The 26,768-nt window shown below is 69.6% G+C and carries 24 protein-coding genes; 9 read left to right on the top strand and 15 right to left on the bottom strand.

The window, feature by feature from the left end; translation table 11 throughout:
* The first annotated feature begins 556 nt into the window (after positions 1 to 556).
* The gene (locus F7Q96_RS08365; protein WP_053821862.1) at positions 557 to 1,648 is read left to right on the top strand and encodes a porin; all 1,092 of its coding nucleotides are present in this window, start codon (positions 557 to 559) and stop codon (positions 1,646 to 1,648) included.
* Here F7Q96_RS08365 and F7Q96_RS08360 read toward each other — a convergent pair.
* Complete coding sequence (locus F7Q96_RS08360; RefSeq protein WP_144425889.1) at positions 1,639 to 3,243, bottom strand: glycine betaine ABC transporter substrate-binding protein; 1,605 nt, start codon at positions 3,241 to 3,243, stop codon at positions 1,639 to 1,641. The two genes, F7Q96_RS08365 and F7Q96_RS08360, sit on opposite strands and share 10 nt — an antisense overlap.
* Positions 3,244 to 3,520: 277 nt before the next feature.
* Between F7Q96_RS08360 and F7Q96_RS08355 the strand changes: the two genes are divergently transcribed.
* From F7Q96_RS08355 to F7Q96_RS08345, 3 genes are all read left to right on the top strand, one after another.
* Positions 3,521 to 4,519 (top strand): LysR family transcriptional regulator, encoded by a 999-nt coding sequence (locus F7Q96_RS08355; protein WP_151022451.1) that lies wholly within the window; start codon positions 3,521 to 3,523, stop codon positions 4,517 to 4,519.
* A gap of 21 nt (positions 4,520 to 4,540) precedes the next feature.
* Positions 4,541 to 6,022, top strand: a complete 1,482-nt coding sequence (locus F7Q96_RS08350) for a SidA/IucD/PvdA family monooxygenase (RefSeq protein WP_053821864.1) — start codon at positions 4,541 to 4,543, stop codon at positions 6,020 to 6,022.
* An 80-nt stretch (positions 6,023 to 6,102) separates the two neighbouring features.
* Positions 6,103 to 7,272 (top strand): CMD domain protein, encoded by a 1,170-nt coding sequence (locus F7Q96_RS08345; RefSeq protein ID WP_082371476.1) that lies wholly within the window; start codon positions 6,103 to 6,105, stop codon positions 7,270 to 7,272.
* A gap of 62 nt (positions 7,273 to 7,334) precedes the next feature.
* On the opposite strand, the gene F7Q96_RS08340 is transcribed toward F7Q96_RS08345, so the two are convergent.
* The 3 genes from F7Q96_RS08340 to F7Q96_RS08330 all read right to left on the bottom strand — a co-directional run bounded on the left by F7Q96_RS08340 (position 7,335) and on the right by F7Q96_RS08330 (position 12,174).
* Positions 7,335 to 10,475: a DNA translocase FtsK 4TM domain-containing protein gene (locus F7Q96_RS08340; protein ID WP_053821865.1), complete on the bottom strand. Its 3,141-nt coding sequence runs from the start codon at positions 10,473 to 10,475 to the stop codon at positions 7,335 to 7,337.
* Between the two features lie 96 nt (positions 10,476 to 10,571).
* A complete protein-coding gene (locus tag F7Q96_RS08335; protein WP_053821866.1) occupies positions 10,572 to 10,985 on the bottom strand; it encodes a DoxX family protein in 414 nt (137 codons plus the stop codon).
* Between the two features lie 223 nt (positions 10,986 to 11,208).
* Complete coding sequence (locus F7Q96_RS08330) at positions 11,209 to 12,174, bottom strand: LysR family transcriptional regulator (protein WP_053823102.1); 966 nt, start codon at positions 12,172 to 12,174, stop codon at positions 11,209 to 11,211.
* A 150-nt stretch (positions 12,175 to 12,324) separates the two neighbouring features.
* Here F7Q96_RS08330 and F7Q96_RS08325 point away from each other — a divergent pair, with 150 nt between their 5' ends.
* Both F7Q96_RS08325 and egtB read left to right on the top strand, forming a co-directional pair.
* Complete coding sequence (locus tag F7Q96_RS08325) at positions 12,325 to 12,948, top strand: FMN-dependent NADH-azoreductase (RefSeq protein ID WP_053821867.1); 624 nt, start codon at positions 12,325 to 12,327, stop codon at positions 12,946 to 12,948.
* Between the two features lie 220 nt (positions 12,949 to 13,168).
* The gene (egtB, locus tag F7Q96_RS08320) at positions 13,169 to 14,470 is read left to right on the top strand and encodes an ergothioneine biosynthesis protein EgtB (protein WP_023263599.1); all 1,302 of its coding nucleotides are present in this window, start codon (positions 13,169 to 13,171) and stop codon (positions 14,468 to 14,470) included.
* A gap of 144 nt (positions 14,471 to 14,614) precedes the next feature.
* Here the strand turns inward: egtB and F7Q96_RS08315 are convergent, their stop codons facing one another.
* The 6 genes from F7Q96_RS08315 to mltG all read right to left on the bottom strand — a co-directional run bounded on the left by F7Q96_RS08315 (position 14,615) and on the right by mltG (position 19,571).
* Positions 14,615 to 15,343: an ankyrin repeat domain-containing protein gene (locus tag F7Q96_RS08315; RefSeq protein ID WP_390885739.1), complete on the bottom strand. Its 729-nt coding sequence runs from the start codon at positions 15,341 to 15,343 to the stop codon at positions 14,615 to 14,617.
* On the bottom strand, positions 15,336 to 16,133 hold the full coding sequence (locus F7Q96_RS08310; RefSeq protein ID WP_053821868.1) for a TatD family hydrolase: 798 nt from the start codon (positions 16,131 to 16,133) through the stop codon (positions 15,336 to 15,338). The genes F7Q96_RS08315 and F7Q96_RS08310 overlap by 8 nt, the downstream gene beginning before the upstream one ends.
* A gap of 41 nt (positions 16,134 to 16,174) precedes the next feature.
* Positions 16,175 to 16,711, bottom strand: a complete 537-nt coding sequence (locus F7Q96_RS08305; protein ID WP_053821869.1) for a GNAT family N-acetyltransferase — start codon at positions 16,709 to 16,711, stop codon at positions 16,175 to 16,177.
* An 83-nt stretch (positions 16,712 to 16,794) separates the two neighbouring features.
* Positions 16,795 to 17,826 carry a DNA polymerase III subunit delta' gene (locus F7Q96_RS08300; RefSeq protein ID WP_053821870.1) on the bottom strand — a complete coding sequence of 344 codons (1,032 nt, stop codon included), beginning with the start codon at positions 17,824 to 17,826 and terminating at the stop codon, positions 16,795 to 16,797.
* 117 nt (positions 17,827 to 17,943) lie between these two features.
* Positions 17,944 to 18,558 carry a dTMP kinase gene (gene tmk, locus F7Q96_RS08295; RefSeq protein WP_053821871.1) on the bottom strand — a complete coding sequence of 205 codons (615 nt, stop codon included), beginning with the start codon at positions 18,556 to 18,558 and terminating at the stop codon, positions 17,944 to 17,946.
* Between the two features lie 17 nt (positions 18,559 to 18,575).
* Positions 18,576 to 19,571 (bottom strand): endolytic transglycosylase MltG, encoded by a 996-nt coding sequence (gene mltG, locus F7Q96_RS08290; RefSeq protein WP_151022449.1) that lies wholly within the window; start codon positions 19,569 to 19,571, stop codon positions 18,576 to 18,578.
* Between the two features lie 306 nt (positions 19,572 to 19,877).
* Here mltG and ygfZ point away from each other — a divergent pair, with 306 nt between their 5' ends.
* From ygfZ to F7Q96_RS08275, 3 genes are read left to right on the top strand one after another with little or no spacing between them, the layout of a single operon-like run.
* Positions 19,878 to 20,885 carry a CAF17-like 4Fe-4S cluster assembly/insertion protein YgfZ gene (gene ygfZ, locus F7Q96_RS08285; RefSeq protein WP_053821872.1) on the top strand — a complete coding sequence of 336 codons (1,008 nt, stop codon included), beginning with the start codon at positions 19,878 to 19,880 and terminating at the stop codon, positions 20,883 to 20,885.
* A 49-nt stretch (positions 20,886 to 20,934) separates the two neighbouring features.
* Positions 20,935 to 21,225: a DUF4936 family protein gene (locus tag F7Q96_RS08280; RefSeq protein WP_053821873.1), complete on the top strand. Its 291-nt coding sequence runs from the start codon at positions 20,935 to 20,937 to the stop codon at positions 21,223 to 21,225.
* A 48-nt stretch (positions 21,226 to 21,273) separates the two neighbouring features.
* The gene (locus F7Q96_RS08275; protein ID WP_053821874.1) at positions 21,274 to 22,116 is read left to right on the top strand and encodes an NRDE family protein; all 843 of its coding nucleotides are present in this window, start codon (positions 21,274 to 21,276) and stop codon (positions 22,114 to 22,116) included.
* A gap of 27 nt (positions 22,117 to 22,143) precedes the next feature.
* Here F7Q96_RS08275 and F7Q96_RS08270 read toward each other — a convergent pair whose 3' ends face one another.
* The 5 genes from F7Q96_RS08270 to F7Q96_RS08250 form a co-directional block, all read right to left on the bottom strand.
* The gene (locus tag F7Q96_RS08270; protein WP_053823104.1) at positions 22,144 to 23,256 is read right to left on the bottom strand and encodes an MFS transporter; all 1,113 of its coding nucleotides are present in this window, start codon (positions 23,254 to 23,256) and stop codon (positions 22,144 to 22,146) included.
* A gap of 238 nt (positions 23,257 to 23,494) precedes the next feature.
* Complete coding sequence (locus F7Q96_RS08265; protein ID WP_053821875.1) at positions 23,495 to 23,923, bottom strand: GNAT family N-acetyltransferase; 429 nt, start codon at positions 23,921 to 23,923, stop codon at positions 23,495 to 23,497.
* 119 nt (positions 23,924 to 24,042) lie between these two features.
* Complete coding sequence (locus F7Q96_RS08260; RefSeq protein WP_053821876.1) at positions 24,043 to 24,480, bottom strand: YbgC/FadM family acyl-CoA thioesterase; 438 nt, start codon at positions 24,478 to 24,480, stop codon at positions 24,043 to 24,045.
* Between the two features lie 173 nt (positions 24,481 to 24,653).
* Complete coding sequence (locus F7Q96_RS08255; protein WP_053821877.1) at positions 24,654 to 25,640, bottom strand: tripartite tricarboxylate transporter substrate binding protein; 987 nt, start codon at positions 25,638 to 25,640, stop codon at positions 24,654 to 24,656.
* A gap of 103 nt (positions 25,641 to 25,743) precedes the next feature.
* Positions 25,744 to 26,721: an alpha/beta hydrolase gene (locus F7Q96_RS08250; protein ID WP_420889257.1), complete on the bottom strand. Its 978-nt coding sequence runs from the start codon at positions 26,719 to 26,721 to the stop codon at positions 25,744 to 25,746.
* Between the last annotated feature and the right edge of the window lie 47 nt (positions 26,722 to 26,768).

Raw genomic sequence — 26,768 nt, 5'->3', positions numbered from 1 at the left:
TCTCAACGCCATCGCGGATCTCCTCGGCGTTTAAACGCACCTGTTTACCGATTAAATATAGCCCATTCTTAGAAAAATTATTTAAACATCACATTTCAGTCGCCCTGCCGGGTATTCGGTCGAGCGGGTTTCGGCCGGTCGATGGCGCGTGTCATCGTGCCGTCAAAACCGCGTTTTCGGGCCCGCTCGGCAAAGCAGGTAAACTACCGCCCGTTCGCCGTACCGGGGACGACCCGGAACATGCCTTCACCGTCCGCCCTGCGATAGCCGGAACGACGCGCGAGGTGGGCGCCGGCGAACCCAGCCACAGGGCCCTCGGGTCCACTCCCGCGGCGCCGGACCGTCCGGCATCGCACAGGCTTGCCCGGCTCCACTGCCGGCATTCGCCGCCAGCAAGGCAACGTCGCCCATCTCGACCTTCGCCCGGGACACGCGCCACCGCGCACGTCCCGATGACGACCCGCGTGCCCGCGCGGGACTGGTACCGCAGGCCATCGGCCTGACGGGTCCGCCGGCGCCCCGCGCACCGGACGGGTCCGACCTCGGAGGACAATCCATGAAAAAGACAGCCAGCCCCTGGCTGCTGGCGGCCGGGCTATTGCCCGTCGCCGCTCTCCCCGGCGCCGCGCAAGCCGAGCCCGGCGTCACGCTGTACGGCATCGTCAGCTCGGCGGTGCGCTACACCTCGAATCTCGACGGCCATCACAACGACCAGATCGGGCTGGTCTCCGGCGGCATGGTCGGCAGCCGCTTCGGCCTGAAAGGCGACGAAGACCTCGGCGGCGGCAATCACGCGATCTTCCAGCTGGAAGCCGGCGTCGGCAGCGACGACGGCCGCCTCGGCTACAACGCGTTCTTCGGCCGGCAGGCCTATGTCGGCCTCAAGGGCGGCTGGGGCAGCCTGACCTTCGGACGCCAGTACAACGCGCTGAACAATATCGGCTGGGCCTTCAATCCGCTGGACCAGGGCTGGGGCAACTTCTGGTCGGACCCGCTGTATCTCGGCGGCGACATCTTTATCCAGGACTACCGCATCAACAACAGCGTGGTCTACCAGCACACGATGGGTCCGCTGACCGTGCAGCTGGACTACGGCGCCGGCGAGCAGCCCGGCAGCATGGTCCGCGGCACCACGCTCGGCGGCGGCGCGCTGTACCAGCAGGGACCGGTCGCGTTCGGCGTCGCCTACGACCAGCGCAAGAACGACGATGGCAGCGGCACGGTGCGCAACTACACGGTCGGCGGCTCGTATGCGTTCGGCAAGGCCAAGGCGTTCGTCGGCCATATGGGCCGGCGCGAATCGGCCAACGATGCGCGCTACGCGATCGCCTTCGCGGGGCTCGGCTACCAGTTGACGCCGGCGCTGCATCTGTCGGGGGCCTACTACCGCTATTGGCAGAACGGCAACGTCGCCACGCAGTTCCAGGACGTGCCGGTGCCGCTCGGCAGCGGCAATGCCGACAGCATTGCCGTGGTGGCCGACTACGCGCTGTCCAAGCGCACCCACGTCTACGTCGAGGCCGATGCCGCGCGAGCGCGCGGTGGCGCGGTCGGGCGCGAGACCGAGTACTGGGCCGGCACGCCGGCGCTCGATATCGACAGCACCACGCGCATCGGCGTGATGGTCGGCATGCGCCATCACTTCTGAGCGCCCTGAGCGCTCCTGGCGCTGCGCTGGCCGCGGAACAGCAGCCAGCGTTCGACGACCTCGAAGAGGCCCTGCGCCAGCAGGGCCAGCAACGCCGAGGGAATCGCGCCGGCCAGCAGCAGCGTGTCGTCGTTGAGCGCGAGGCCAGTGGCGATGCGTTCGCCATAGCCGCCGGCACCGACGAAGGCGGCCACGGTGGCGGTGCCGACGCTGATCACGACCGCGGTCTTGATGCCGGCGAGGATCACCGGCAGCGCCAGCGGCAATTCGACATGACGCAGGCGCTGGCGGGCGGTCAGTCCCAGCGCGCGGCCGGCGTCCGACAGGCCGGCCGGCACCTGCTGCAGCCCGGTGCAGGTATTGCGCACGATCGGCAGCAAGGCGTACAGAAACAGCGCGACCAGCGCCGGCCACAGGCCGATGCGGCCGAGCAGCGGAATCAGCCCGGCCAGCAGCGCGAGCGAAGGTATCGTCTGCAGCATGCCGGCGATGGCCAGCACCACCTGTCCCAGCCGGCGTCGGCGCGCGGCAACCACGCCCAGCGGCACGCCGGCCACCACCGCGGCGCCGACCGCGCCCACGACCAGCGCCAGATGCTGGCGGGTCAACCGCCAGGTGTCCGGGCCCAGCAAGGTGCCGAGCAGCCCGGCCCGCTTGTCCGCCGCGTTGTCCGACGCGTTGTCGGCTGCCATGCCGGCTGCGTAGCCGGTCGATTTGCCGGCTGCGGCACCATCGCCCGCCAGAAAGCGCCGCGCCACCGCGGCGAAGCTGGCGCCGTCCAGTTCGGCCTGCGCGTTCATCGCGATCATCCGTTCGCCGTCGATGCGGCCTTCGAGCGCGGCGATCGCGCGCCATGCCGCCGGATGGCGCTGCGGCACGTCGAGCCGGTACAGCACGATCGCGTCATAGCGCGGAAACACCTGGCGGTCGTCCTCGAGCACCCGCAACCGATAGGCGCGGATCTTGGCGTCGGTCGAATAGATGTCGATCGCATCGACCTGTCCGGCCGCCAGCGCTTCGTAGGCGATGCCGTGGTCCAGGCCGATCGGCTGCTGCGGCAGGCGGTAGCGGCTGGCCAGCGTGGGCCAGCCGTCGGCGCGGCCAAGGAATTCGTGTGACAAGCCAAGCCGCAGTCCCGGTGCGTGCGCCAGGTCCGACAGCGTGCGCAGGCTGTCGGGCGCCGCCGCAGCCTGGGCGCCGTCCCCTCCCTTGCCGCCCTTGCCGCCCGTGGCGCTCTGATCGCGCACGGCGATCGCATAGGTGTTCTGGAAGCCGAACGGCACCGCCGCGCCCAGGCCCAGCGGGACCAGTGCGGCCTGTATCTGCGCCAGTGTCGCGGTGGGCGGCAGCTTCAGCAGCTCGGCCGCCACGGTGCCGGTGTAGTCGGGGTACAGGTCGATGCTGCCGGCGCGCAGCGCGGCGAACACGATCGCGGTGTTGCCGAGCCCGGCCAGATGGCGGGCCGGTCCGGCGGTTGCGGCGGTCCGGGTCAGGATTTCGCCGAGGATGTAGGACTCGGTAAATCGTTTGGAGCCGATCTTCAGCGGCGCGATGGCAGCGGGCGGATCGCCCTGCGCCTGGCTGGGCAACGGCATGCCCGCCCCAAGCAGCAGCACCGCCATCGACAGCGCCGCCAGCAGCCCGGAAAGCGGCGCCGACCGCGCTCCCCATCGCGAACCGAAACGCCGGCCGCATGATTGCCTCATCGCATTTCTCCACGCGAACGATCGGCCCATGATAGCGACCCGCCGCCCGGCCGCGCCGGCAGGCACGACCGCCACCGGCGCCCCGCGGCAGAAGCGTATGCCGAAATAGTATTTGCGTTTGGCATCATAAGCGCGCAAGAATGCGATATACGCATAGTCAACCGCCATGGAAATCCGCCAGCTCGAAGCCTTCGCCGCAGTGATGTCGACCGGCAGCGTCACCGCCGCCGGCCGCCTGCTGGGCCGCTCGCAGCCGGCGATCACGCGCTCGATCCAGGAGCTGGAGAGCGAGCTGGGCTTCGCGCTGTTTGCCCGCAGCGGACCGCGGGTCAGCCCGACCGAGCGCGGCTTCCTGCTGTACGAGGAAGTCGAGCCGGTGCTGCTCGGCATGCAGCAGATCCGTGCCAGCGCGGCGGTGATCGGCCGCGAAGGCAGCCGCTCGCTCAATGTGGTGGCGACGCCGGCGCTGGCCGCGGGCCTGGTGCCCGCCGCCCTGGCCGCCGATCCGGCGCTGCCGGCGCAGATCCATCTGCACAGCGCCTCGCCCGAGAAGGTGGTGCACGCGGTGCTGACCGGCGCCGCGGAGGTCGGCGTCACCAGCCTGCCGCTCGAGCATCGCGGCGTGGCGGTGCACTGGATCGGCGAAGTGCAATGCGTGGCGGCGCTGGCCGCCGACGATCCGCTGGCGGCAGCCGATACCGTGCCGCTGTCCGCCTGCGCCGACCGCGCGCTGGTCACGATGCAGAACCCCTACCGGCTGCGCCAGCTGGTGGACCGGGCGCTGGAGAGCGCCGGCATCGCGGTGCCGCGCCGCATCGATACCAATACCTCGCTGAACGCGCTGGCGCTGGTGCGCGCCGGGCTGGGGCTGGCGGTGCTCGAGCCGGTGACGGCCTATGGCCTCCCGGTCGACGGCGTGGCGGTGCGGCCGATCGACGTGCCGATCCCCTTCCATTTCTGCGTGATCACGCCGCAGGGACGGCCGCCGACGCCGGCGGTGCATACCCTGGCCGAGCAATTGGCGCTGGCCGCGGCGCGGCGGCTGCCCGGCTTCGTTCGGCGCGATGGCGGCAGCCTTGCGCCGGCATACGAAGCGGACAGCGATGCCGGCACCCGCACCGTACGGGAGCCGGCCCGTCCTGCCCTGTCCCGACAGAACGATTGATGTCAGCCTGAAGCGCTCTCGATGTCCACGACCGAATCCACCCTCTCTCCCGCTCCCGCCGGCCTGCCCGCGCTGGAAGCCCGCCTGCGCCAGGACCTCGCCTGGCTGGACCTGCCCGCCAAGCCGTGGGTGCCGCCGCGCCAGTTCGACGGCGCGCCGGTGCTCGACGTCGCCATCATCGGCGGCGGCATGGCCGGCTTGGCCGCCAGCGCGACGCTGAAGCACCTCGGTATCGCTGCGCGCATCTTCGACCGTGCGCCGGCGGGTTTCGAAGGGCCATGGGCCACCACCGCCCGCATGGAAACTCTGCGCTCGCCCAAGCAGCTGACCGGCCCGGCGCTCGGCCTGCCCGCGCTGACGTTCCGCGCCTGGTACGAGGCGCAGTTCGGCACGGCGGCATGGGACGCGCTCGACAAGATTCCGCGCCTGCAATGGATGGACTATCTGCGCTGGTATCGGCGGGTATTGGACCTCGACGTTGCCAACGAACACACCGTCGATACCGTGCTGCCACGCGCCGACGGGCTGGTCGAACTGCGGATGACGACGCCCGCCGGTCCGCAGCGCGTGATGGCGCGGCGCGTGGTGCTGGCCACTGGGCGCGATGGCCTCGGCGGTCCGCTGCTGCCGGCCTTCGCGCAGGATCTGCCGGCCCATCTGTGGGCGCACTCGTCCGACCCGATGGATTACCGCGTGCTGCGCGGCAAGCGCGTCGGCGTGGTGGGCGCCGGCGCGTCGGCGATGGACAGCGCCGCGACGGCGCTGGAGGCCGGCGCCGCGAGCGTCGACCTGTTGATCCGCCGCGCCGAGATTCCGCGCATCAACAAGAGCAAGGGCTCGGGCAACCCCGGGCTGACGCACGGCCACTACGGCCTGCCCGACCAGTGGAAATGGCGGCTGCGCCATTACATCAACAGCGAACAGGTGCCGCCGCCGCGCGGCAGCACGCTGCGCGTGTCGCGCCACGACAATGCGCGCTTCCATGTCGGCTGCCCGATCGAGCGGATCGAGGTCCGCCGTGCGGGCACTGGCGATACGTTGCGCGTGCACACCGCCAAGGGCGTGTTCGAGCTCGACTTCCTGCTGCTGTCGACGGGCTTTCGCGTCGATTTCGGTGCGCGGCCGGAGTTCTCGGTCATCGCACCGCAGATTCGGCTGTGGGGCGACCGCTTCCAGCCGCCCGCCGGCCAGGAAGACCCGGAACTGCGCGATTCGCCGGACCTTGGCCCGGTGTTCGAATTCCAGGAGAAGACGCCCGGCGCCTGCCCCGGCCTGTCGCGCGTGCATTGCTTCTGCTATCCGGCCGCGCTGTCGCACGGCACGATTTCGGGCGATATCCCGGCCATCAGCGACGGCGCGCGCCGGCTGGGCCAGGGCATCGCCGCGCTGCTGTACCAGGAAGACGTCGAGACCCACTTCGCCGTGCTGCAGGCCTATGCCGAGCCGGAGCTGTACGGCGACGAATGGACGCCGGCGCCGCCGCCTTCGCACCCCGGCCAATGAATGGGCCGATCAATGCCCGATGAATGGGCCAATCCGTGCCGCCTCGCTCCGCTGACCGCTGACTTTTTCACCCCGACACCATGACTGCTTCGTCCACTCAAGCCAACGCCACGTCCGAACTCGACCTGATCGACCGCCTCGCGGGCCTTGCCGCCGGCAGCGCCACGCATGCGCTGCGCCATCAGCGCGACAAGGTCGCCGTCGCGACCGAGGGCAGCTATCGCACGATGTTCGATCCGGCCCTGCCCGGCCTGACGCTGACCGAACGCCTCGCGGTCGCGCTGTATGCGTCGCGGCTGACGCCCTCCGCCGAGCTGGCCGCGCACTATCTTGACCGGCTGCAAGCGGCCGGCGCCGATGCCGAGACGGTGGCAGCGGTCGACGGCGCCCGTGGCGACGCCGTTGCCGATGCGCGGCTGCGCGCGATGCTGGCCTTCACGCGCAAGCTGATCGAAAAGCCGGTCGAGGGAGACCGCGCCGCGCTGCTGAGCTTGCCGGCCGCCGGGCTGTCGACGCCCGAGGTCGTGACGCTGGCGCAGCTGATCGCCTTCCTGTCGTATCAGGCCCGGCTGGTCGCCGGCCTGCGCGCGTTGAGCGGTGCGTCGCAAGGCGAGGCGCTGCCGAGCGACCTGGCGCCGGCCGCTGCGGCGACCACGAAGCCGGGCGACATCATTCGCATCAATGGCTTCACCAACGAAGTGCTCGACTGGAAGGCGTGGCTGGATGTGGTGCCGGTCGAGCGGGCGACGCCCGAGCAGATTGCCGTGCTGGAGGAAAGCCATCCGAAGGCCAAGGTGTCGGACTACTACCTGTTCCTGGTGCACCAGCCGGAAATCCTGCGGCAGCGCTCGGCCGCCTTCAACGCGATCATGTACGCGCCCGGCGGCATGGCTCGTGCCGAGCGGGAACTGGCGAGCACCGTGGTGTCGTGCATCAATGGCTGTGTTTACTGCGCGTCGGTCCATGCGCAACGCTTCGAACAGCTGGCCAAGCGCAACGACGCGATCGCGCAGGTCTTCGACAATCCGCGCACGGCGGGCACCACCGCGCGTGAACAGGCCATCGCGCGCTTCTCGGTCGCGCTGACCGAGCACCCGCACCGCATCGGCGCGGCCTCGCTGGCGGCGCTGCGCGAAGCCGGATTGAGCGATGCCGAGATCCTTGACGGCATTCACGCGATCGCGATCTTTGCGTGGGCGAACCGGTTGATGCTCAATCTCGGGGAGCCGGTGTTGGCGGCGCAGGCGTAAGCGCGGATCGGGGCGGGAGGACGCTCTCCCGCCATGGCCATCCCGGCCCCTGCTACAGCGCCCTACTCCTGCCCCCCAGGCGCGAGCACATCCCGCGCCCCATTGCGCCCCATCGGCGAAACCAGTCCCGCCACCTCCATCTGTTCGATCAGCCGCGCCGCACGGTTGTAGCCGATGCGCAGATGGCGCTGGACCGCGGAGATCGAGGCGCGGCGCGAGGTCAGCACGAAGGCCGCGGCCTCGTCGTACAGCGGATCGGCCTCGGCATCGCCGCCGGGCCCGTCGCCGAACAGATCGCCGCCGCCGGCCTCGGCCGGATCGGGCGCCAGGATCGCGTCGTCGTAATCGGGTTCGCCGAACTGCTTCCAGTGCTCGACCACGCGATGGACTTCGTCGTCGCCGGCAAAGGCGCCGTGCACGCGTTGCGGATAGCCGGTGCCCGGCGGCAGGAACAGCATGTCGCCCTGCCCCAGCAGGCTTTCGGCGCCCATCTGGTCCAGGATCGTGCGCGAGTCGATCTTCGACGAGACCTGGAAGGCCACGCGCGTCGGGATATTGGCCTTGATCAGCCCGGTGATCACGTCGACCGACGGGCGCTGCGTGGCCAGGATCAGATGGATGCCGGCCGCGCGCGCCTTCTGCGCGAGGCGCGCGATCAGCTCCTCGATCTTCTTGCCGGCCACCATCATCAGGTCGGCCAGCTCGTCGATCACCACCACGATCAGCGGCAGCGTCGACAGCGGCTCGGGCGCGTCCGGGGTCAGCGAGAACGGATTGCGGACCTTGTCGCCGGCGGCCTCGGCAGCGCGGATCTTCTGGTTGTAGCCGGCCAGGTTGCGCACGCCGAGCGCCGACATCAGGCGGTAGCGCTTCTCCATCTCGCCGACGCACCAGTTCAGCGCGTGCGCGGCCTGCTTCATGTCGGTGACCACCGGCGCCAGCAGATGCGGGATGCCCTCGTAGACCGACAGCTCCAGCATCTTCGGGTCGATCATGATCATCCGCACATCGTCCGGCGTGGCCTTGTACAGCATCGACAGGATCATCGCGTTGATCGCCACCGACTTGCCCGAGCCGGTGGTGCCGGCCACCAGCAGGTGGGGCGCGCGCGCCAGATCGGTGACCACCGGATTGCCGGTGATGTCCTTGCCCATCGCCAGCACCAGCCGCGAGGCATGGGCCTGGAACGATGAGGCCGCGACGATCTCCGACAGGCGGATCATCTCGCGGCGGGCATTGGGCAATTCGAGGCCCATGCAGGTCTTGCCGGGAATCGTTTCGACCACGCGGATCGAACTGACGCCGAGCGCGCGCGCCAGATCCTTCATCAGCCCGACCACCTGCGCCCCGCGCACGCCCATCGCGGGCTCGACCTCGAAGCGCGTGATGACCGGACCGGCCGACGCGCCGACCACGGACACCGGCACCTTGAACTCGGCCAACCGCTGCGCGATCAGCTCGCCGGTCTCGGCCAGATGCTGTTCGGAGACCTGCTCGGCGTGTTCGACGGCCGGCTCCAGCAGATCGATGCCCGGCAGGCGATAGTCGACGATGCGGGGCGGCGGCGGGACGACCGGCTGAGCGGGTACGGCCGGCTTCGCCGCGACGACGGTGCTCGCGGGCGGCGCTGCGGCGTCCAGCGGCACCGCGCGGCCGACCACGGCCGGCAGCACGATGCGGGGCTTCTGCGCGGGGGCCGGCGTGGGCCCGGTCGTCTCGGATGTTGCTGCGGGCGCGAGTTCGGATGCGGCTTGCACCGTGACGGCGGACGCGGCCGCTGAGGACGCTGCCGAAGCTGCGGCGATATCCGCCGGCGATTCTTGCCACGGTGGTTCCCAGGCTGGCGCGGGCATCGCCACTGGTGGGGGCTCCGCATTCGGCTCCACATTCGGCTCGGGATTCGGCCCGGAAGCCAGCTCGGCATTGGGCCCGGCTTCGAGGGCCGGCGGCAATGCCACGGTCGGCGTCGCGGCATCGGGCTGCGTCGGCGCAGCCTCGGGGACAGCGGGGACCGCGATGTCGTGCGCTTCGGCCGGATCGCCCGGCAGGGTGTCGGCCGTGTGCTCGCTGTCCAGCTGGTCCTGTTCGGCACCAGCCAGGGCGCGCAATTCGGCAAGCAGCGCCTGTGCCTCGGCGCGGATCGCCTCGTAGGCCGCGCTCTGCTCGGCCTGCGCTGGCTCGGCTTCGGCCGGATAAGGTTCGGCCGGCCCGGCCATCGCTTCGGCCATGGCCGCGGCTGTGGCCACGTCAGCGATCGGCGCGGCGGTGCCCTGCTCCGCGGCCGTCGTCGTCGGGGAAGCCGTCGCTACGTTGCCGCCATTCGCCGGCACAGCGCTCGCCGCCTTCGCCAGCGGCTGCGCTTCGGGCAACGTCGTGATCGCGCTGCGCAAACCCAGTTGCGGCTGATGGAAGGGGCTGGCGACAACGGTCGCGCGCAATGGCGTGCGCGAGGACGCGGGGGCGGCAGGGGTCGATGCCGCGGCGGCCGTCGGCCGCGATGGTGCCGAAGCGGCGGTCCTGGCCGGCGCGGGCTTCTGCGCAGGCGCCGTTGCCGCGGGCCGCGCCGGTGCAACGGTCCGGGTCGGTTGCGTCGGATGCAGCCAGATTTCGCCGGGCTGTGGCGGCGATACGCGGGTTCGCGGCGGCGGTTGCCACGCGGGCGCCCGGCGCGCGGATACCGCTTCGATGCCCTTGTGGCGGGCGGTCGGCCGCCGGGCGCTGTCGTCTGCCACCGGCGTCCATCGCGTTGCCGCAGGGGCCGGCATGGAAGCTTCGCGCACGGGCCGCGAGACCGGGGGTGCCGCTGCGTCGCCCGGATCGCCGGCAGCGGCATGGCGCCGCGGCTTGCGCGCGAACAGGCTGGGCCAGGTCTCGCCGAACACCATCGGCGCGGCCAGCGCCAGCACACCCAGCATCAGCAGCAGCGCGCCGGTCCAGCCGAACAGATCGGCCGCGATGCCGGCCACCCCTGCCCCCGCGGCACCGCCGGAGGACGCGGTGGGCTCCACGTCGGACGAGGCCGACGTACTGGCAGTCAGCGCTTCGAGCGCCGCGCTCGCGCACAGCGTCAGCGCACTGCCCAGCCAGACGCGCAGCGTGCCGGGCCCGGAAAACACCGGCTGCCCCGCCAGCATGCGCGCCACCATGCGCCACGCCAGCGGCAATAGCCAGAAGGTCGACAATCCGAACCAGCCCAAACCCATATCGCTACGCCATCGAAAAAACCACGGGCAGCGATTGTAGCGGTTATGCCGCCGGAGCCGGCCCTGCCACTGCCAAAAAACGCCGCACGCGGCGTATCAATTCAGCGGCCCGCCCGCTCCGCCGACGCTGAAGCGGCCCGCGCCGAGCAGCATCACCGCGATGGCGGCGCCGAGGAACATGCCCTGCAGCTCCAGCTCCCAGCCACCGCTCTTGTTGAGCATGCCGAGCTGATGCATATGGACCAGGCCGATCGCGAACAGCATGTTGATGACAATCACCAGCGCCGCGGCGCGCGTCCACAGGCCGATGATCAGCAGCACGGGCGCCAGCACTTCGCCGATGTAGACGCCATAGGCGAGGAAGGAAGGCAGGCCCGCCTGGTCGACCATCTGCACGATGTGCCCGGGGCCGTTGATGACCTTCGCGATGCCGTGCAGCAGGATCAGTATCCCCAGCACGATGCGCAGCACCGCCTTGCCCAGATCCTGAGAACCATGAGTAGCAGCCATCGATGTCACTCCTTTGGTGGTTGACGCAAACGGGTCCCCGGTTCGATCCGTGCGCAGAGGTTGTAGGCGCCTTGCGCTGCACGCGCGGCGCCCCTGTACCTTAGCGCCGCTTCGCGTGAAGGTAAAGCCGCAAATGCGGCCCAAGCCTTGCTGGGCGCGGGCTGTGGCGGGGACCGCAACACGGCGGCGCACCGCCCGCTCCCACGCGCGGGACGGCCAGCGGTCAGCCCGGTGCGGTCGGCGGCAGCGGCTGGTGCATGCCCGGCGGCATGATCGGCTGCATGCCGGCCTGGCGCACGTTCTCGGGCAGGATCTCGGTCAGGAAATCGAGGAAGCGCCGCACCGCCGGCGGCATGCCGTGCCGCGACGGAAACACCGCATGCAGCGTGCCGACCGGCATGCGCCATTGCGGCAGCAGCACCTCCAGATCGCCGCGCTCGATCGCCTCGCGGCAATACATGCGCGGCAGCATCGCGACGCCGATGCCTTCGACCGCCGCCGACAGCAGCACCGCGAACTCGTCGCAGACCAGCCGCGGATCGTACGGAATCTGCGTCGGCGGCTCGTCGCCGATGGACAGGTTCCATACATGGCGGCCATCGTGCGGCTTCTGTCCGACGCCCGGCACGCCGGCCAGCGCCTTGGGCGTGCGCGGCCGGCCGATCGCGTCGAGCAGGCCGGGGCTGGCCACCAGCGTCAGCGGGCTGGAGCCGAAGGTGCGGATCGCCAGCGACGAGTCGTCGAGCACCTCGCGCACGCGCAGCGCCAGGTCGTAGCCCTCGCCGATCACGTCGACGCGCCGGTTGGTGGCATCGATCTCGACCCGCACGCCGGGGTTCTCGCGCATGAAACGTCCGATCGACGGCGCCAGCAGGTTCTGCGCGATGCCGACGGCGCAGGCCACGCGCAGATGGCCGCCCGGTTGGGCGCGCGCCTGCTCGACGACGTCGCGCGCGGCCTGTGCCTCCGACAGCATCGCCTTGCAGCGCTCGTAGAAGGCCTCGCCCAGCGGCGTCACGCGGACCTGCCGCGTGGTCCGGCGCAACAGCTGCACGCCGAGCTCCTTTTCCAGCTGGGCGATGCGCCGGCTCAGGCGCGACTTGGGCACGCCGGTGGCGCGGCTGGCGGCGGAGAAGCTGCCGTGCTGGACCACCTGGGCATAGAGATAGAGATCGTTGAGGTCTTGCATGGTCGCCATCGTAAGGGCTGGACGGCCGGCGTGGCCGGTGTAGTTCGTTCTACAGGCAGAACAATAATTTCCATTATGGATCACTACCGACATCAATCGCCAGCCATTATCTTTCCTCACATCCAAACCAATTCCGATGTGGAGAGCGTGATGAAGATTCTGCAAATCGATTCGAGCGTACTGGGCGACAACTCGGTGTCGCGCAGCCTGACGGCACAAGTGGTGGCGGATCTGCGCGCCCGCCATCCGGAGGCCACGGTCACCGTGCGCGATCTGGACAAGGAGGCCGCGCCTCACCTGTCCGGGCATCTGCTGCCGGTGCTGGGCGGCCCGAAGGAAGGGCTGGACCCGGTGCAGCAGGCCGAACTGGAGCGCACCGAAGCCTGGCTGAAGGAATTCCTCGAGGCCGACGTGCTGGTGCTGGGCGTGCCGCAATACAACTTCGGCATCCCGAGCCAGCTCAAGGGCTGGATCGACCGGATCGCCCAGGCCGGCCGCACCTTCCGCTACACCGAGAACGGTCCGGTGGGCCTGGCCGGCGGAAAGAAGACGATCGTGGTCTCCTCGCGCGGCGGCGTGCGCCAGGACCCGAACGGCCTGGACCTGCACGAGGTCACGATCGACACGGTGCTGCGCTTCCTGGGCATCACGGACATCAGCTATGTCCGCGCCCACGGCCTGGCGATGGGTCCGGAATACCGCACTGCAGGCCTCGATGCCGCCCAGCGCGAGCTGGCCGCGCTCAACGACGAGGATGGCCGCCTGGCGGCCTGATCGCGGCGCCGCGGACATGCCGCTGGCGGCAAGCGCCGTCAGAGGCTGTCCGACTCCCCCGGGGTGGGATCGCGTCTATGATGGAGCGGTTCATACCTGCGGTTTCGGCGTACGCCCACTCGGGGGAGCAGGCGCTGCCGCGCGATGCGCGGGCTGGCCGGAACCGGCCACGGCGACGGTGCCAGGCAGGCATCGCCGCGCCATCGACCCCGGAGCCCGCATGCCCTCTTCCCTGTTGCCCGCCAGCGTCGTCCCCCCTCCGCAGGAGCCGGCGCTGCTGTCCCGGTATCGCCATATCCGCGCCGCCACCGAAGCGATGGTGGCCGATATCAGCGACGCCGACGCGACGGTGCAATCGATGGACGATGCCAGCCCGGCCAAATGGCATCTGGCCCATACCACCTGGTTCTTCGAGGAATTCGTGCTGACGGCGCGCATCCCGGACTACGAGCCGGTCGACGCGCGCTACCGCTATCTGTTCAATTCGTATTACGAGGCCGTCGGCGCGCGCCATCCGCGCCCGCGCCGCGGCCTGCTGACCCGGCCCACGCTGGACGAGGTGCTGGCCTACCGGGAAGCGGTCGACGAGGCGATGTTCGATCTGCTGATGCGCGCGCAGACCGACGAGGAAGCGGCGCTGATCGAGCTGGGCCTCAATCACGAGCAGCAGCATCAGGAACTGCTGCTGACCGACATCCTGCATCTGTTCGCGCAGAATCCGCTCAAGCCCGCGTTCGCGCCCGAACTGGTGGCACCGGTGATCGCCGATCCGCGGCCCGCGCCGGAATGGCTGACCTTCTCCGGCGGCGTGGTGTCGATCGGCCATGAGCTCGGCCAGGATCGCGCCGGCTTCGCGTTCGATTGCGAGGGGCCGCGGCACCAGGTGCTGCTGCGCCCCTACCAGTTGTCTTCGCACCCGGTGACCAACCGGCAGTGGTTCGAATTCATCGAGGATGGCGGCTATCGCAGCGCCGGGCTGTGGCTGTCGGACGGCTGGCGCTGGGTCGGCGAGCAAGGCATCGAGGCGCCGCTGTATTGGGAGGAGCGCGACGGCACCTGGTGGCAGATGACGCTGCGCGGCATGCACCCGGTCGATCCGGAGAGCCCGGTGACGCATATCAGCTACTACGAGGCCGATGCCTTCGCCCGCTGGGCCGAGCGCCGGCTGCCGACCGAGGCCGAGTGGGAACACGCGGCGCGCAATCTGCCAGCCACCGGCAATTTCCTCGAGGGACGCGCGCTGCGGCCGCTGCCGGACCGGCAGAACACCGCCGGCGCGCTGCGGCAGATGTACGGCGACGTCTGGGAATGGACCGCCAGCGCCTTCCTGCCTTATCCGGGCTTCCGCCCCAGCCCCGGCGCGGTCGGCGAGTACAACGGCAAATTCATGAGCAACCAGATGGTGCTGCGCGGCGGCTCGTGCGTGACACCCGAGTCCCATATCCGCGCGACCTACCGCAATTTCTTCTATCCGCACCAGCGCTGGCAGTTCACCGGCGTGCGGCTGGCGGACGATGCCTAGCCGGCCGTTGCCGCGATCCGCTTGATCGCTCGGCCGGATCGCCGGCGGTAGCGAGGGTTGGCGCCCTCTCCCGCTTGCGGGAGAGGGCAGACAAGCCGGCAACGCCTTACGCCCCCGCCAGCGGGAGAGCGAATCTTCCAGGTCTTACCACCCCGCCTTGCCCTTCCTCTTGCCGCCGTCCATCGGCGTGTCCGGAAACTGCTTCTGCCAGCGCGAGCGCAGCCCCTGGGCGATCTCGGGCTGGTTGTAGCGGTCGGCGAAATCGATCGCCGTCATGCCCTGCTGGTTGCGGATCCGCAGATCGGCGCCCTCGTCCAGCAGCAGCTTGACCGTCTCGATATGGCCGCCGCGCGTGGCCATCATCAGCGGCGTGGTGCCGTTCGGGCTTTCCGCGTCGACATAGGCCGACTCTTCCAGCAGGTAGCGGACGATCTCCAGATGGCCGTTGGTGGCGGCGTAGTGCAACGGGGTCCAGCCTGTCTTGTTGATCTCGACCTGGCGCTGCTCGACCATCAGCTTGACCATGTCCAGCTGGCCTTGCAGCGCGGCCATCATCAGCGCGGTTTCGCCGGCGGCATTGGTCTTGTCGAAATCGAGGTTCTTCGCCTGGATCAACGCTTCGGCGGCCTTCAGCGACTTCTCGCGCAGCGCCGCCACCAGCAGCGGATCGCCACGGCGGTCGGTCAGGTTCGGATCGACGCCGCGCGACAGCAGCTTCCGCACTTCATAGCCGTTGTCCAGTTCGACCGCCAGCCGGAGGTCGTCGGCCGGCGCAGCCAGCGCGGGCAGCGCACCGCCGGTCAGCGCCGCGGCCAGCACCGTGGCCCGCATCGACGCCAGCAAAGGGCTGCGCAGCGACTTGATATCAAGCATTAGCAGTCCTTTCTATGTGCTTGAACACGTTGAAGAAGTTGTCCGTCGTCTGCTGCGCGACCTGCTCCACCGGCAGCCCGCGCAGCGTGGCGATGAACTCGCCGACATGCCGCACCCAGGCCGGCTCGTTGGTCTTGCCGCGATACGGCACCGGCGCCAGATACGGCGAATCGGTCTCGATCAGCATCCGCTCGAGCGGCACCTTGCGCGCGGTCTCCTGCAGATCGACCGCGTTCTTGAAGGTCACGATGCCCGAGAACGAGATATGGAAGCCCATGTCCAGCGCCTGCCGGGCGACGTCCCAGGTCTCGGTGAAGCAGTGCAGGACGCCGCCGACTTCGCCGGCATTCTCTTCACGCATCAGCCGCAGCGTGTCCTCGGCCGACGAACGGGTATGGATGATCAGCGGCTTGCCGGTCTGGCGCGCGGCGCGGATATGGGTGCGGAACCGCTCCCGCTGCCATTCCATCTCGTCGATGCTGCGGCCGTTGAGCCGGTAGTAGTCCAGCCCGGTCTCGCCGGTGCCGACCACGCGCGGATGGTTCGACAGCGCGACCAGCCGCTCGACGGTCGGCTCCTCGGCGCCCTCCTCGTAGTCCGGATGCACGCCGACCGAGGCATACAGGTTCGCATGCTGCTCGGCCAGCGCCAGCACGCGCGGGAAATCCTCCAGCGTCACCGAGATGCACAGCGCGTGGGTGACCCGGTTCTCGCGCATATGGGCCAGCAGCTCGGGCAGCCGCGCGGACAGGTCGGGGAAATCGAGGTGGCAGTGGGAGTCGACAAACATGGCAGATCGGGCAATCGGGCCAGGCGGACGGGCCTGGCGGGTTAAGCGGAGATGGCCGAGCGGGCGTCCTGCTCGACGCGCCGCCCCACGATGATCAGGTCGCGCTCGATGCCGTCGAGCACCGCGACCCGCGGCAGCTCGCCCCAGCGGGCAAAGCCGAGCCGTTCGAACAGTGCCAGGCTCGGCGCGTTATGGCCAAAGATGAAGCCGAGCAAGGTGCTGACGCCGATCGCCGGCGCATGGGCCATCGCCCGTTCCAGCAGCAGGCGGCCCAGGCCCTGGCCGCGATAGCGCTCGTCCAGGTAAATGGAAACCTCGCTGGTGGCGCCATAGGCGGGCCGGCCATAGAAGTCCGAATAGCTGAGCCAGCCGGCCAGTTGGCCGCCGGCGTCCTCGACCACCCACAGCGGCCGGCGCTCGGGACCGTGTGCGTCGAACCACGGCTGGCGCGAGGCGACGCTGACCGGCTCGGTGTCGGCGGTGACCATCCGCGACGCGACCGTGCCGTTGTAGATCGCGACGATGCCCGGCAGGTCCTGGCGCTGTGCGTCACGCACGGTGAAACCGCTTGCTTCCATGTTTCTCTTCTTTTAAATCAAGTTGTTATGGCAGGTACTTCAGGTTTTTTCTGAGGTGAGCATCGCCGATGTGCGGGCGACGATCAGGCCGGATGCCGCTGGAACAGATGCCGGTAGTCCATCAGCACGGCCTCCATCACCAGCCGCGCGGCCAGCGGATGCTGCTCGTGGCGGCGGTGCTGGATGAGCCGTGCCGCGAAGGCCTGCAGCCGATGCGCGTCGGTTGCGCCCGCGCAGCGCCGCAGCGCCGCCATCTCACCCGGGAAGTAGCGCGCGCCGCCCTCACCGCCGAGGCACAGCGCCAGCAGATCGTAGGTCCAGCGCTGCAGGATGCCCAGCACCGACGGCACCGGCAGCTTCTGCAGCTGCTCGGCGGCGGCCAGCGCGTCCAGCGCGGGACCCGTGGCAAGCTGTCCGACCAGCCAGCGCTGCAGCGGCAGTTCTTCGGCCTCGGCCGCATGCAGCGCCGTCAAGGGCGCCCCGCCGGCCTGCGCCAGCTGGGCCGGCGCATCGGCGACACCTTGCGCGCGCAACCATTCGAGCGCCGCCTGCTCGCCCGGCCGGCGCAGCGCGACCTGGCGGCAGCGCGACAGGATCGTCGGCAGGATCCGGTCGATGCGGTCCGTGACCAGCAGGAACACCGTCGCGGGCGGCGGCTCCTCCAGCGTCTTCAGCAGCGCGTTGGCGCCCTCGTGCTGCAAGGCATCGAGCGGGTAGATCACGACCGGCCGCAGCCCGGAGCGGTGCGTGCCGATGCCGACCGCCTCGATCAGCGCCCGCACCTGCTCCATCCGGATGATCTTGCTGGGCGCCTTCTTCTTGCCGCCGCCATCGTCCGCCTTGGCGTCGGCATCCGCATCGCCGCCTTCCATCGCCTCGGGCCGGACCACGGTGAAGTCCGGGTGATTGCCCTGGCCAAACCAGTGACAGGCGGCGCAGGTGCCGCAGGGCTGGCCGTCGGCCAGCGGCGTATCGCACAGCAGCGCCTGGGCAAAGTGCAACGCCAGGTCGCGCTTGCCGATGCCTTGCTGGCCATGCAGCAGCAACGCGTGCGGCAGCCGGTCGCGCAGCGCCATCAGTTGCCGCCAGTCTTCGGTTTGCCAGGGATAGAGCATGGAAATCAACGAGTTATCGGCAGAATTTGATGTTGTTTGAGAGCATGGAACGTTGTTCCGGATTCGGCAACGACGATAACCCGCCCCCTATCATCGGATCTTGATACTGTATGTGCTTCAAAGACTTGCGAGAATTTCCTCAAGCGTCTTCTGAATATCTGCGATCGACCGCGTGCTGTCGATCAGACGGAAGCGCATCGGTGCCTCTTCTGCCCGCCTCAGGTATTCGGCCCGGGTCCGCGCAAAGAAGGCGGCCGACTCGGCCTCGAACTTGTCCGGCTCGCGCGCACCGGCCAGGCGGGCGCTGGCGACCTCCAGCGGCACATCGAACAGCAGCGTCAGGTCCGGCTGCAGGTCGCCCTGCACCCAGCGCTCCAGCGTCTCGAGCCGCTCCCGGGCCAGGCCGCGGCCGCCGCCCTGGTAAGCGAAGGTGGCATCGGTGAAACGGTCGGAAATGACCCAGTCGCCGCGTGAGAGCGCCGGCTCGATGACCTCGGCCAGATGTTCGCGGCGCGCGGCGAACATCAGCAGCGCCTCGGTCTCCAGATGCATCGGCCGGTGCAGCAGCAGCTGGCGCAGGTCCTCGCCCAGCGCGGTGCCGCCCGGCTCGCGCGTCGTCACCACTTGCCTGCCCTGCCCCAACCGCTGCTGCAGCCGCTCGGCGAACCAGGCCAGATGCGTGCTCTTGCCGGCGCCGTCGATGCCTTCGAAGGTAATGAATGTTCCGCGCATGGCGATCGTGTTCGAGATTATTTGCCGCGCTGGTATTGATCGACCGCGCGATTGTGTTCGGGAAGCGAGTTGGAGAAGTGGCTGGTGCCATCGCCGCGGGCAACGAAATACAACGCGTCGGTCGGCGCCGGCGTGGTCGCCGCCGCCAGCGACGCGACGCCCGGCAAGGCGATCGGCGTGGGGGGCAGGCCGGTGCGGGTGTACGTATTGTACGGAGTGTCCGCCTGCAGATCGCGCTTGCGCAGGTTGCCGTCGAACATCTCGCCGATGCCGTAGATCACGGTCGGATCGGTCTGCAGCATCATGTTCTTGCGCAGCCGGTTGATGAAAACCCCCGCGATCATCGGGCGCTCGGCCGCCTGGCCGGTCTCCTTCTCGACGATCGAGGCCATGATCAGCGCCTCGTAGGGCGTCTTGTACGGCAGGTCGGGCGAGCGCGCGTTCCAGGCCTCGTTCAGCCGCCGCTGCATGGCCCGGTAGGCGTGCTTGTACAGCTCGACATCGCTGCTGCCGCGCGCGAACAGGTAGGTGTCCGGGAAGAACAGCCCCTCGGCCGAGGTCTCGGCGGCGCCGATCGCCTTCAGCAGGTCCGCCTCGCTCATCCCCCTGGTGTCGTGACGCAAGGCGGGATGGGCATCGATGGCCGCGCGCATGCGGCGGAATTCCCAGCCCTCGATCACCGTCAGCACATGGTGATTGACCTCGCCCCGGGCGATGCGGCCGATCACCTGCAGCGGCGTGACGCCGCTCTCGAACTGGTAGCCGCCCGCCTTCAGGCTGGCGTGATTGCCGGTCGCCCGGGCGAGCAGCATGAACAGCCGGGTATCGATCGGCACGCCGCCGCGGGCTACCTGGCGGGCGACGCTCGGCACGCTGGAGTTGGGTTTGATGATCACCTCGAGCGGCGAGCTGCGCAGCGTCAGCGGCTGGTTGGCCCACCAGGCGAAGGCGCCGGCGGCGGCCAGCGCGAATGCCACGGCGGCCAGGACCAGCCGGGAAAGAAAACGTTTCATCGACAAGCTTGGGTAAATGCGGGTCTGAATGCGGGTGAATGCGGGCTTAAGTCGGGAGCAACCGCGGGTCTGCGTGAATCGAGGCCGCCGCGGCTGCCGGGCACCCGCAAGACGGGGCAGGCGGCGCGCCGCAGGCTCGACAGGTGACCGAAGTCGGCCGCCGGCCGCAATGGCGGCAGACCCATATAATACCGGGAGCCTTGTCAGGAGCCGCCGCTCACCGAGTCACAAGTTGTGACAGGCCCTGCACAAGCCATCCGCCAACCCGTGCCGGCCCGCGCGCCGGCTCCGAATCGAAGTCCATCCATGCACGCCCCCAATCCCGCCCGCGCCGCCCAGTTCGCCGCCCTGCGCCAGGACGGCGTCGTTTGCCGCCCCGCCGATCTGGGCCTGATCCGCGTGGCCGGCGATGATGCCGCCACCTTCCTGCACAGCCAGCTGACCAACGCCGTCGAGGACCTGCCGCAAGGGCAGGCCCGGCTGGCCGGCTATTGCTCGCCCAAGGGCCGCCTGCTGGCGACGCTGCTGATCTGGCGCGACGCGCAGGGCATCGCCATGCAGCTGTCGGCCGACCTGCAGCCGGCAATCCAGAAGCGGCTGTCGATGTTCGTGCTGCGCGCCAAGGCCAGACTGTCGGACCTGGGCGCGGAGGCCGGCATCGTCGGCGTGGCCGGCGCCAAGGGTGACAGCGCGCTGGCGGCCGCCGGCCTGCCCGCGCCGGCAGAACCCTGGAGCACCGCCGGCGCCGGCGAGGCGACCGTGATCCGCCTGCCCGACGCCGACGGCGTGCCGCGCTGGCAGGTCGTGGCCCCTGCCGCGCAGGCCGATGCCCTGCGCGAAACGCTGGGCACCACGCTGCTGCGAGCCGATGCCGAACTGTGGGACTGGCTCGAGATCCGCGCCGGCATCCCGCGCATCGTCGTCGCCACCCAGGAACAGTTCGTGCCGCAGATGATCAATTACGAGCTGATCGGCGGCGTCAATTTCCGCAAGGGCTGCTACCCGGGCCAGGAAGTCGTCGCGCGCAGCCAGTACCGCGGCACGCTCAAGCGCCGCATGTGGCTGGTCAGCGGCGAAGGCGAGACGCCGGACGAAGGCGCCGAGATCTATCGTGCCGACGATCCCGGACAGCCGAGCGGCATGATCGTCAACGCGGCGCCCAAGCCGGACGGCGCCGGCTGGGACGCGCTGGCCGAGCTGAAGATCGATGCGGCCGGCGCGAGCCTGCATCTGGGCCATGCCGAAGGGCTGGCGATCACCGTGGGCGAGCTGCCCTACCCGGTGCCGCTGCTGGCGACCGATCCGGCCGCCTGAGGCCGGCCTTCCCACGGCCCGCAGCAAGACGCCGCAAGGAGACGCCACGATGAGCGAGCACCTGTTCGTCTACTTCCGCGTGCGCGAGCAGGATGCCGCCGAGGCGCTGCCGCACTGGCACCGGTGGATGGCCACGGTGGCCGAAGCCACCGGGATCGGTGGTACGCTGATGCGCAGGCCCGAAACCCGCGCCGGCCTGCAGACCTGGATGGAGGCCTACGCCGACGTGCCACCGGCCTTCGATGCGACGCTCGACGGCCTGTGGCGGCAAAGCGGTTTGCAGCACTGGCTCGAAGGCGAGCGCCAGGTCGAACGCTTCGTCGACCTGGACCTGTTGTAGCGCGGTGCCGCCCACAGCGATGCGGCGGCCCGCAACAAGGAATGGCTTATGTGTTTGATCCTCGTCGCCTGGCAGGCCCACCCCGACTATGCGCTGGTGGTCGCGGCCAATCGCGATGAATTCTATGTCCGCCCGGCGGCACCGGCGCACTGGTGGGACGACGCGCCCGAGGTGCTGGCCGGCCGCGACCAGGCGGACGTGATCGGCGAGCCGGGCACCTGGATGGGCGTGACCGCGGGCGGTCGCTTTGCCGCGCTGACCAATTACCGCGCGCCTTCCGAGAAACGCACCGATGCCCGCTCGCGCGGCGAACTGGTGGCCGGCTTCCTGCGCGGCGAGGCGTCGCCCGAACAATACGTCGGCGATCTCGCGCGCGGCGCCGGCATCCGCAGCCCCGGCGCCTACAACGGCTTCAACCTGCTCGCGGGCGATCTCGACGCGCTGTGGTGGTACAGCAACCGCTCGCCCGATGGCGCCCCGCAGCGGCTCAAGCCCGGCCTGTACGGGCTGTCGAACGCGCTGCTCGACACGCCGTGGCCCAAGGTGCGCAGCCGCGTCGGCGCGCTGGCCGAGACGCTGGCCGCCGACACCGGCGCGCCCCATGCCAGCGTCGAGCCCTATCTGGCGCTGCTGGCCGATACCCGCCAGGCCTGCGATTTCGAGCTGCCGCAGACCGGCGTCGCGCCCGAATGGGAAAAGCTGCTGTCGTCGGCCTTTATCCGTTCGCCGTCTTACGGGACGCGCGCCAGCACGGTGCTGCGCGTACGCCACGATGGCCGCTTCGACCTGAGCGAGCGCAGCTTCGATGCGTCCGGACCGATCGGCGAGGTCTCGTACCAGGGCCAGATGAACGTGGTCAGCAGCGCGGGCACGATTCCGGCGCCGCGCTAAAGTCCAGCGGTCGCGGTGTCTGCGCTGTCAGGCGGCAAGATAGCGCCGCACCGTGCGCGCCCCAGCCAGCGCGATCCATCCCATCGTCAGCGCCACCAGGCCGAGCCCATAGCGCAGATCGCTGGCATGCGCGACGCCGCCGATCATCACCGGCCCCAGCATCAGCCCGATATAGCCAAAGCGTGCCACGCGCGAGATGCCCTCGGCCGGGGGCACCCCGGGCAGCCGCGACGCCGCGACGAAGAAGATCGGCACCATATTGGCCGCCCCCAGGCCCATCATCGCGAAGCCCAGCAGGCTCGCCCAGGGCGCGGGCCACAGCAGCGCGAGGCTGATGCCGACGAAAGCCAGCCAGGCGCTGGCCGTCAGCGTGCCGGCGTCGCTCCAGCGCGCCCGCGCCAGATCGCCGGTGAAGCGGCCGATCGCCATGCCGCCCGAGAAGGCCGCATACCCGAAGCTGATCCAGGCGATCGGCGCCTGCGCGATCTCGCGCATGTAGACGCTGGTCCAGTCGTACATCGCCCCCTCGCCCACCAGCCCGAGAAACGCCATCAAACCCAGCAGCCACAGTGCCCGGCCCGCATGGTCGTGCCCCTTGTCGGCGTGCGGCGCGGTCGGATGGTCGGGCAGCAGCCAGCGCTTCGAGGCCAGCCCCACGCCGGCGGTCAGCAGCGCCATGCCGATTGCGTGCTCCAGCGGTGGAACCTGCAGCGACAGCAACAGCCCGCCAACGGCCGCGCCGACCATGCCGCCGAGGCTGAACATGCCGTGCAACGCGGACATGATCGGCTTGTGGCGCCGGGATTCGACCGTGGCGGCCTGCGCGTTCATCGCGACGTCGAACACGGCGCTGGCCATGCCGAACGCGATCAGCGCGGGCACCAGCGCGTAGAAATGCGGCATCGCCAGGATCGCGATGGTGGCCACGCCATAGGCCACGCCGCCCGACATGCAGGCGCGCGTGCTGCCAACCCGCGAGATCCAGCGGCCCACCGGACCCATCGCGACGATGGCGCCGAAGGCCACCGCCAGCATCGCCATCGACAGCACGGCATCGGACAGGCCGAAGCGCGCCTTGATCGTTGGAATATGGACGCCCCAGGTGGCGAAGGTCGCGCCATTGACGAAGAACAGCGCCATCGTGGCCCAGGTGGCCGGCGCGGTGCGCACCGGCGGCGGATCGGCCGGTGCGGGGGAATGCGGCTGCGACGAAGCGGACGGCCGCGGCAGATCGGTGGACAGGTCGTTCATGCGAAACGGTGGGTACGGCGCGGTATGGCCATGCATGGTCTCATACCGCCGCCGCCGCGGCCGTCGGCCGATGGCTGACGCGCGAGCGACGCTAGAGCGACGCTCGAGCGTCTCGCGCCCTTGGAGGCTAGCCCCGCAGCCGCTTGCGCATCTCGATATGGGGAATGCCCGCTTCCTCGAACGGCTCGCCGACCTGCTGGAAGCCGACGCGCGCGTAGAACGGCGCCGCATGCGACTGCGCGTTGAGCACCAGTTCGGGATAGCCGAGTGCCTCGGCCTTGGCCATCAGCGCATCGAGCACGCGGGCGCCGACGCCGGTGCCGCGCGCGCCGGCCAGCACCGCCATGCGGCCGATATGGCCGTCGGGCAGCAGCCGGCCCGTTGCCACCGCGACGCCCTGCGCGTCATAGGCAATCGCATGCCAGCTCGGCTCGTCCCATTCGTCCCATTCGAGTTCGACCGGTACGCCCTGCTCTTCGACGAATACGGCATAGCGGATCGCGCGCGCGGTCTCGCGCGCTTCGGACCAGGGCAGCAGGCGAACGGTGAGGGTCATGATGAAAGGATGACGCGTCGGTTGGCGAGGATCGGCATGATACTCGCGTCGCGCCGATCTTTCAGGGGACGCGGGGGTGGCCCGTGCCGCGGCCCGTCATCTTGTCGAGATGGGCAGGCTTACTGCTCCGGCGCCACCGTCTCGTACGCGACGATCGCCTCGCGCACGGCCGCCGGCACCGGCGCCGAACGCTGCGTCGCCGGATCGGCGCAGACGTAGACGATCTCGCCGGTGATCAAATGCTCGTCGCCGCGGTACATCTCGACGCGGAACAGCATGCTGGAGCGGCCGATGCGCGCGATGCGGCCGCGGATGTCGAGCATGTCGTCGAAGCGCGCCGAGCCGTGGTACTCCAGCGTCGACTTGACGACGTACATGTCCACGCCATGCGCGTGCAGCACGTCCTCGGGATAGCGGATACCGACCGCGCGCCAGTACTCGGTCACGCAGATATCGCAATAGGTCAGGTAATGCGCGTTGAAGACGATCGACTGCGGATCGACCTCGGCCCAGCGCACGCGCAGCGGCATGCTGTGGCGATATTCTTCCTTGGCCATGCGGGGTCCTCGGGTAAGACAGCGTCCGGGAATTCGTCGCCCCCGCGAATGCGGGGGCCCAGCGGCTTTTCCCATTTCCGCGTGGCGAGGCAAGCCACTGGGTCCCCGCCTGCGCGGGGACGACGGGATCAACGGCCCTCGGCGAGGGCCAGCGCGCATATTGCTGCCGCGGCTTACTGCGGCCGAGCCAGGCCCAGCTTCTCGATGATCGCCTTTTCCTTCCTGACCGTATCGGCCGCGAACTTCGCGTACTGCTCGCTGTTCATGTAGAACGGCTCCATGTCGAACTTGGCCAGCGACTCGCGGTAGTTCGGCATCTCCATCGCCTGCTTGAACGCGTCATGCAGCTTCTTGACGATCTTCGGGTCGGTGCCCTTGGGCGCGGCCAGGCCGAACGGCGAGGTCTGCACGATGCCCAGGCCCAGCTCCTTGAGCGTCGGCACATTGGGGAAGCGCGGCGAACGCTTGTCGCCCCACACCGACAGCAGGCGCAGGCGGCCCTGCTCGACGTACGGCGCCCAGGCCGGCGTGTCGGCCACCGACATCACGTGGCCGCCCAGCAGCGCCTGCATCGACTCGGAATTGCCCTTGAACGGGATGTGCGAGAACTGGACGTTCTGCTTCATCGCCAGCTCTTCCATCGTCAGATGCAGCGTCGTCATCGAGCCGGGCGTGCCGTAGGTCAGCTTGCCGGGATTGGCCTTGGCGTAGGCGATGTACTCCTGCATCGTCTTGATCGGCGAATCGGCCGGCACGACCAGGCCGAACGCATAGCCGGCCAGGTTGATCACATAGGTCAGGTCCTTGACCGGGTCCCAGTTGATCTTGGTCGTGTACGGCAGGCGGAACACCGGCAGCGGGATCTGCGCCAGCGTATAGCCGTCGGGCGGCGTGGCCTGCATCATCTGCGCCGGCAGCACGCCGCCGGCACCGGGCTTGTTCTCGACGATCACCGGCTGGCCCAGGATCTTCGAGGCGTTCTCCGCGAGCACGCGGAACGGGATATCGGTGGAACCGCCCGCGGTATAGCCGATGATGAGGCGGATCGGCTTCTGCGGGAAATTGTCCGCCTGGGCGTGGGCCGCGGGGGTGGCGGCCAGGCCGGTTACCGCGGCGGCGGCGATGGCGCCCGCGCGGGCGAGGAAGTGGCGGCGTTGCATCTGTAGTCGTCTCCTGTTGCTACAAGGTACTGCTCGGGTACTCGTGGATTGCCTGAAAAAACCGGGGTTCTGCGACCGCCTTGGCTTGGCATCGAGCGCGGCCCTAGATGGGCGGCGCGGTGCCGAAGGCCGTCCGCAACGCGCGCACGGCATCGTCATGCGCGCGCGCCACTGCCGGGACGAAGCGTCCCAGCTTGAAGAAATCATGGATCATGCCGGGGTAGTCCGCCACTTCTGCCGGCACGCCCGCGGCGCGCAGCTTGCCGGCATACGCGACGCCTTCGTCGTGCAGCGGATCGTAGCCCGCCACCGCGATCCAGGCCGGACAGCACCCGGCCACATCCGCACCGCTGCCGCCGCCGTCGAGCGGCGCAAAGCGCCAGTCGTCGCGGCTCTGCTCGCGGTCCAGATACTGCGCGAAGAACCATTGGATCATCGACGCGGTCAACAGATAGCCGTCGGCCAGCGCCCGCTGCGACGGCGTGTCCTGGCGCGCACTAGTGCCGGGATACAGCAGCATCTGCAGCACGGGCGCGAGGCCGCGGTCGCGCGCCTCGACCGCGCAGGCCGCCGCCAGCGTGCCGCCGGCGCTATCACCGCCCAGCGCAATGCGATTCGCATCCACGCCCAGCCGCGGCGCCTGCTCGAAGACCCAGTGCAGCACGTCGAACGCATCGTCGACGGCCGTGGGGAATTTCCATTGCGGTCCGAGCCGGTAGTCGACCGACAGCACCATCGCATCGGCACGCGCGCACAGCAGCCGGCACAGCGGCTCGTGCGTGGCGATGCTGCCCACCGTGAAGCCGCCGCCATGGAAGTACAGCAGCAGCGGCAACGGGTCGGCCCAGCTGGCCTCGCGCGGCGCATAGAGCCGTACCGGAATCGGATGGCCGTCGCGCGCCGGTACCGTCATGTCCTCGACGCTGTGCACCGGCGCGGGCGCCACGTCCAGGATCAGCGCGCTCTTCTCGTAGGCGATCTTCGCGTCGGCCGGCTCCAGATGATGCAGCGGCGGCCGCTTGGCGCGCGCCACCATGTCGAGCAGCTGCGCGATCTGCGGATCGAGCGGCTGCGCCGGCATGCCGGGCGGCAGCGATGACGCGGAGGGCGCGGGGAACGCGGACGGGA

This window comes from Cupriavidus gilardii (assembly GCF_008801915.1).
GTDB classification, from domain to species: domain Bacteria; phylum Pseudomonadota; class Gammaproteobacteria; order Burkholderiales; family Burkholderiaceae; genus Cupriavidus; species Cupriavidus gilardii.
This window is presented reverse-complemented; position numbering and strand designations above follow the sequence as displayed.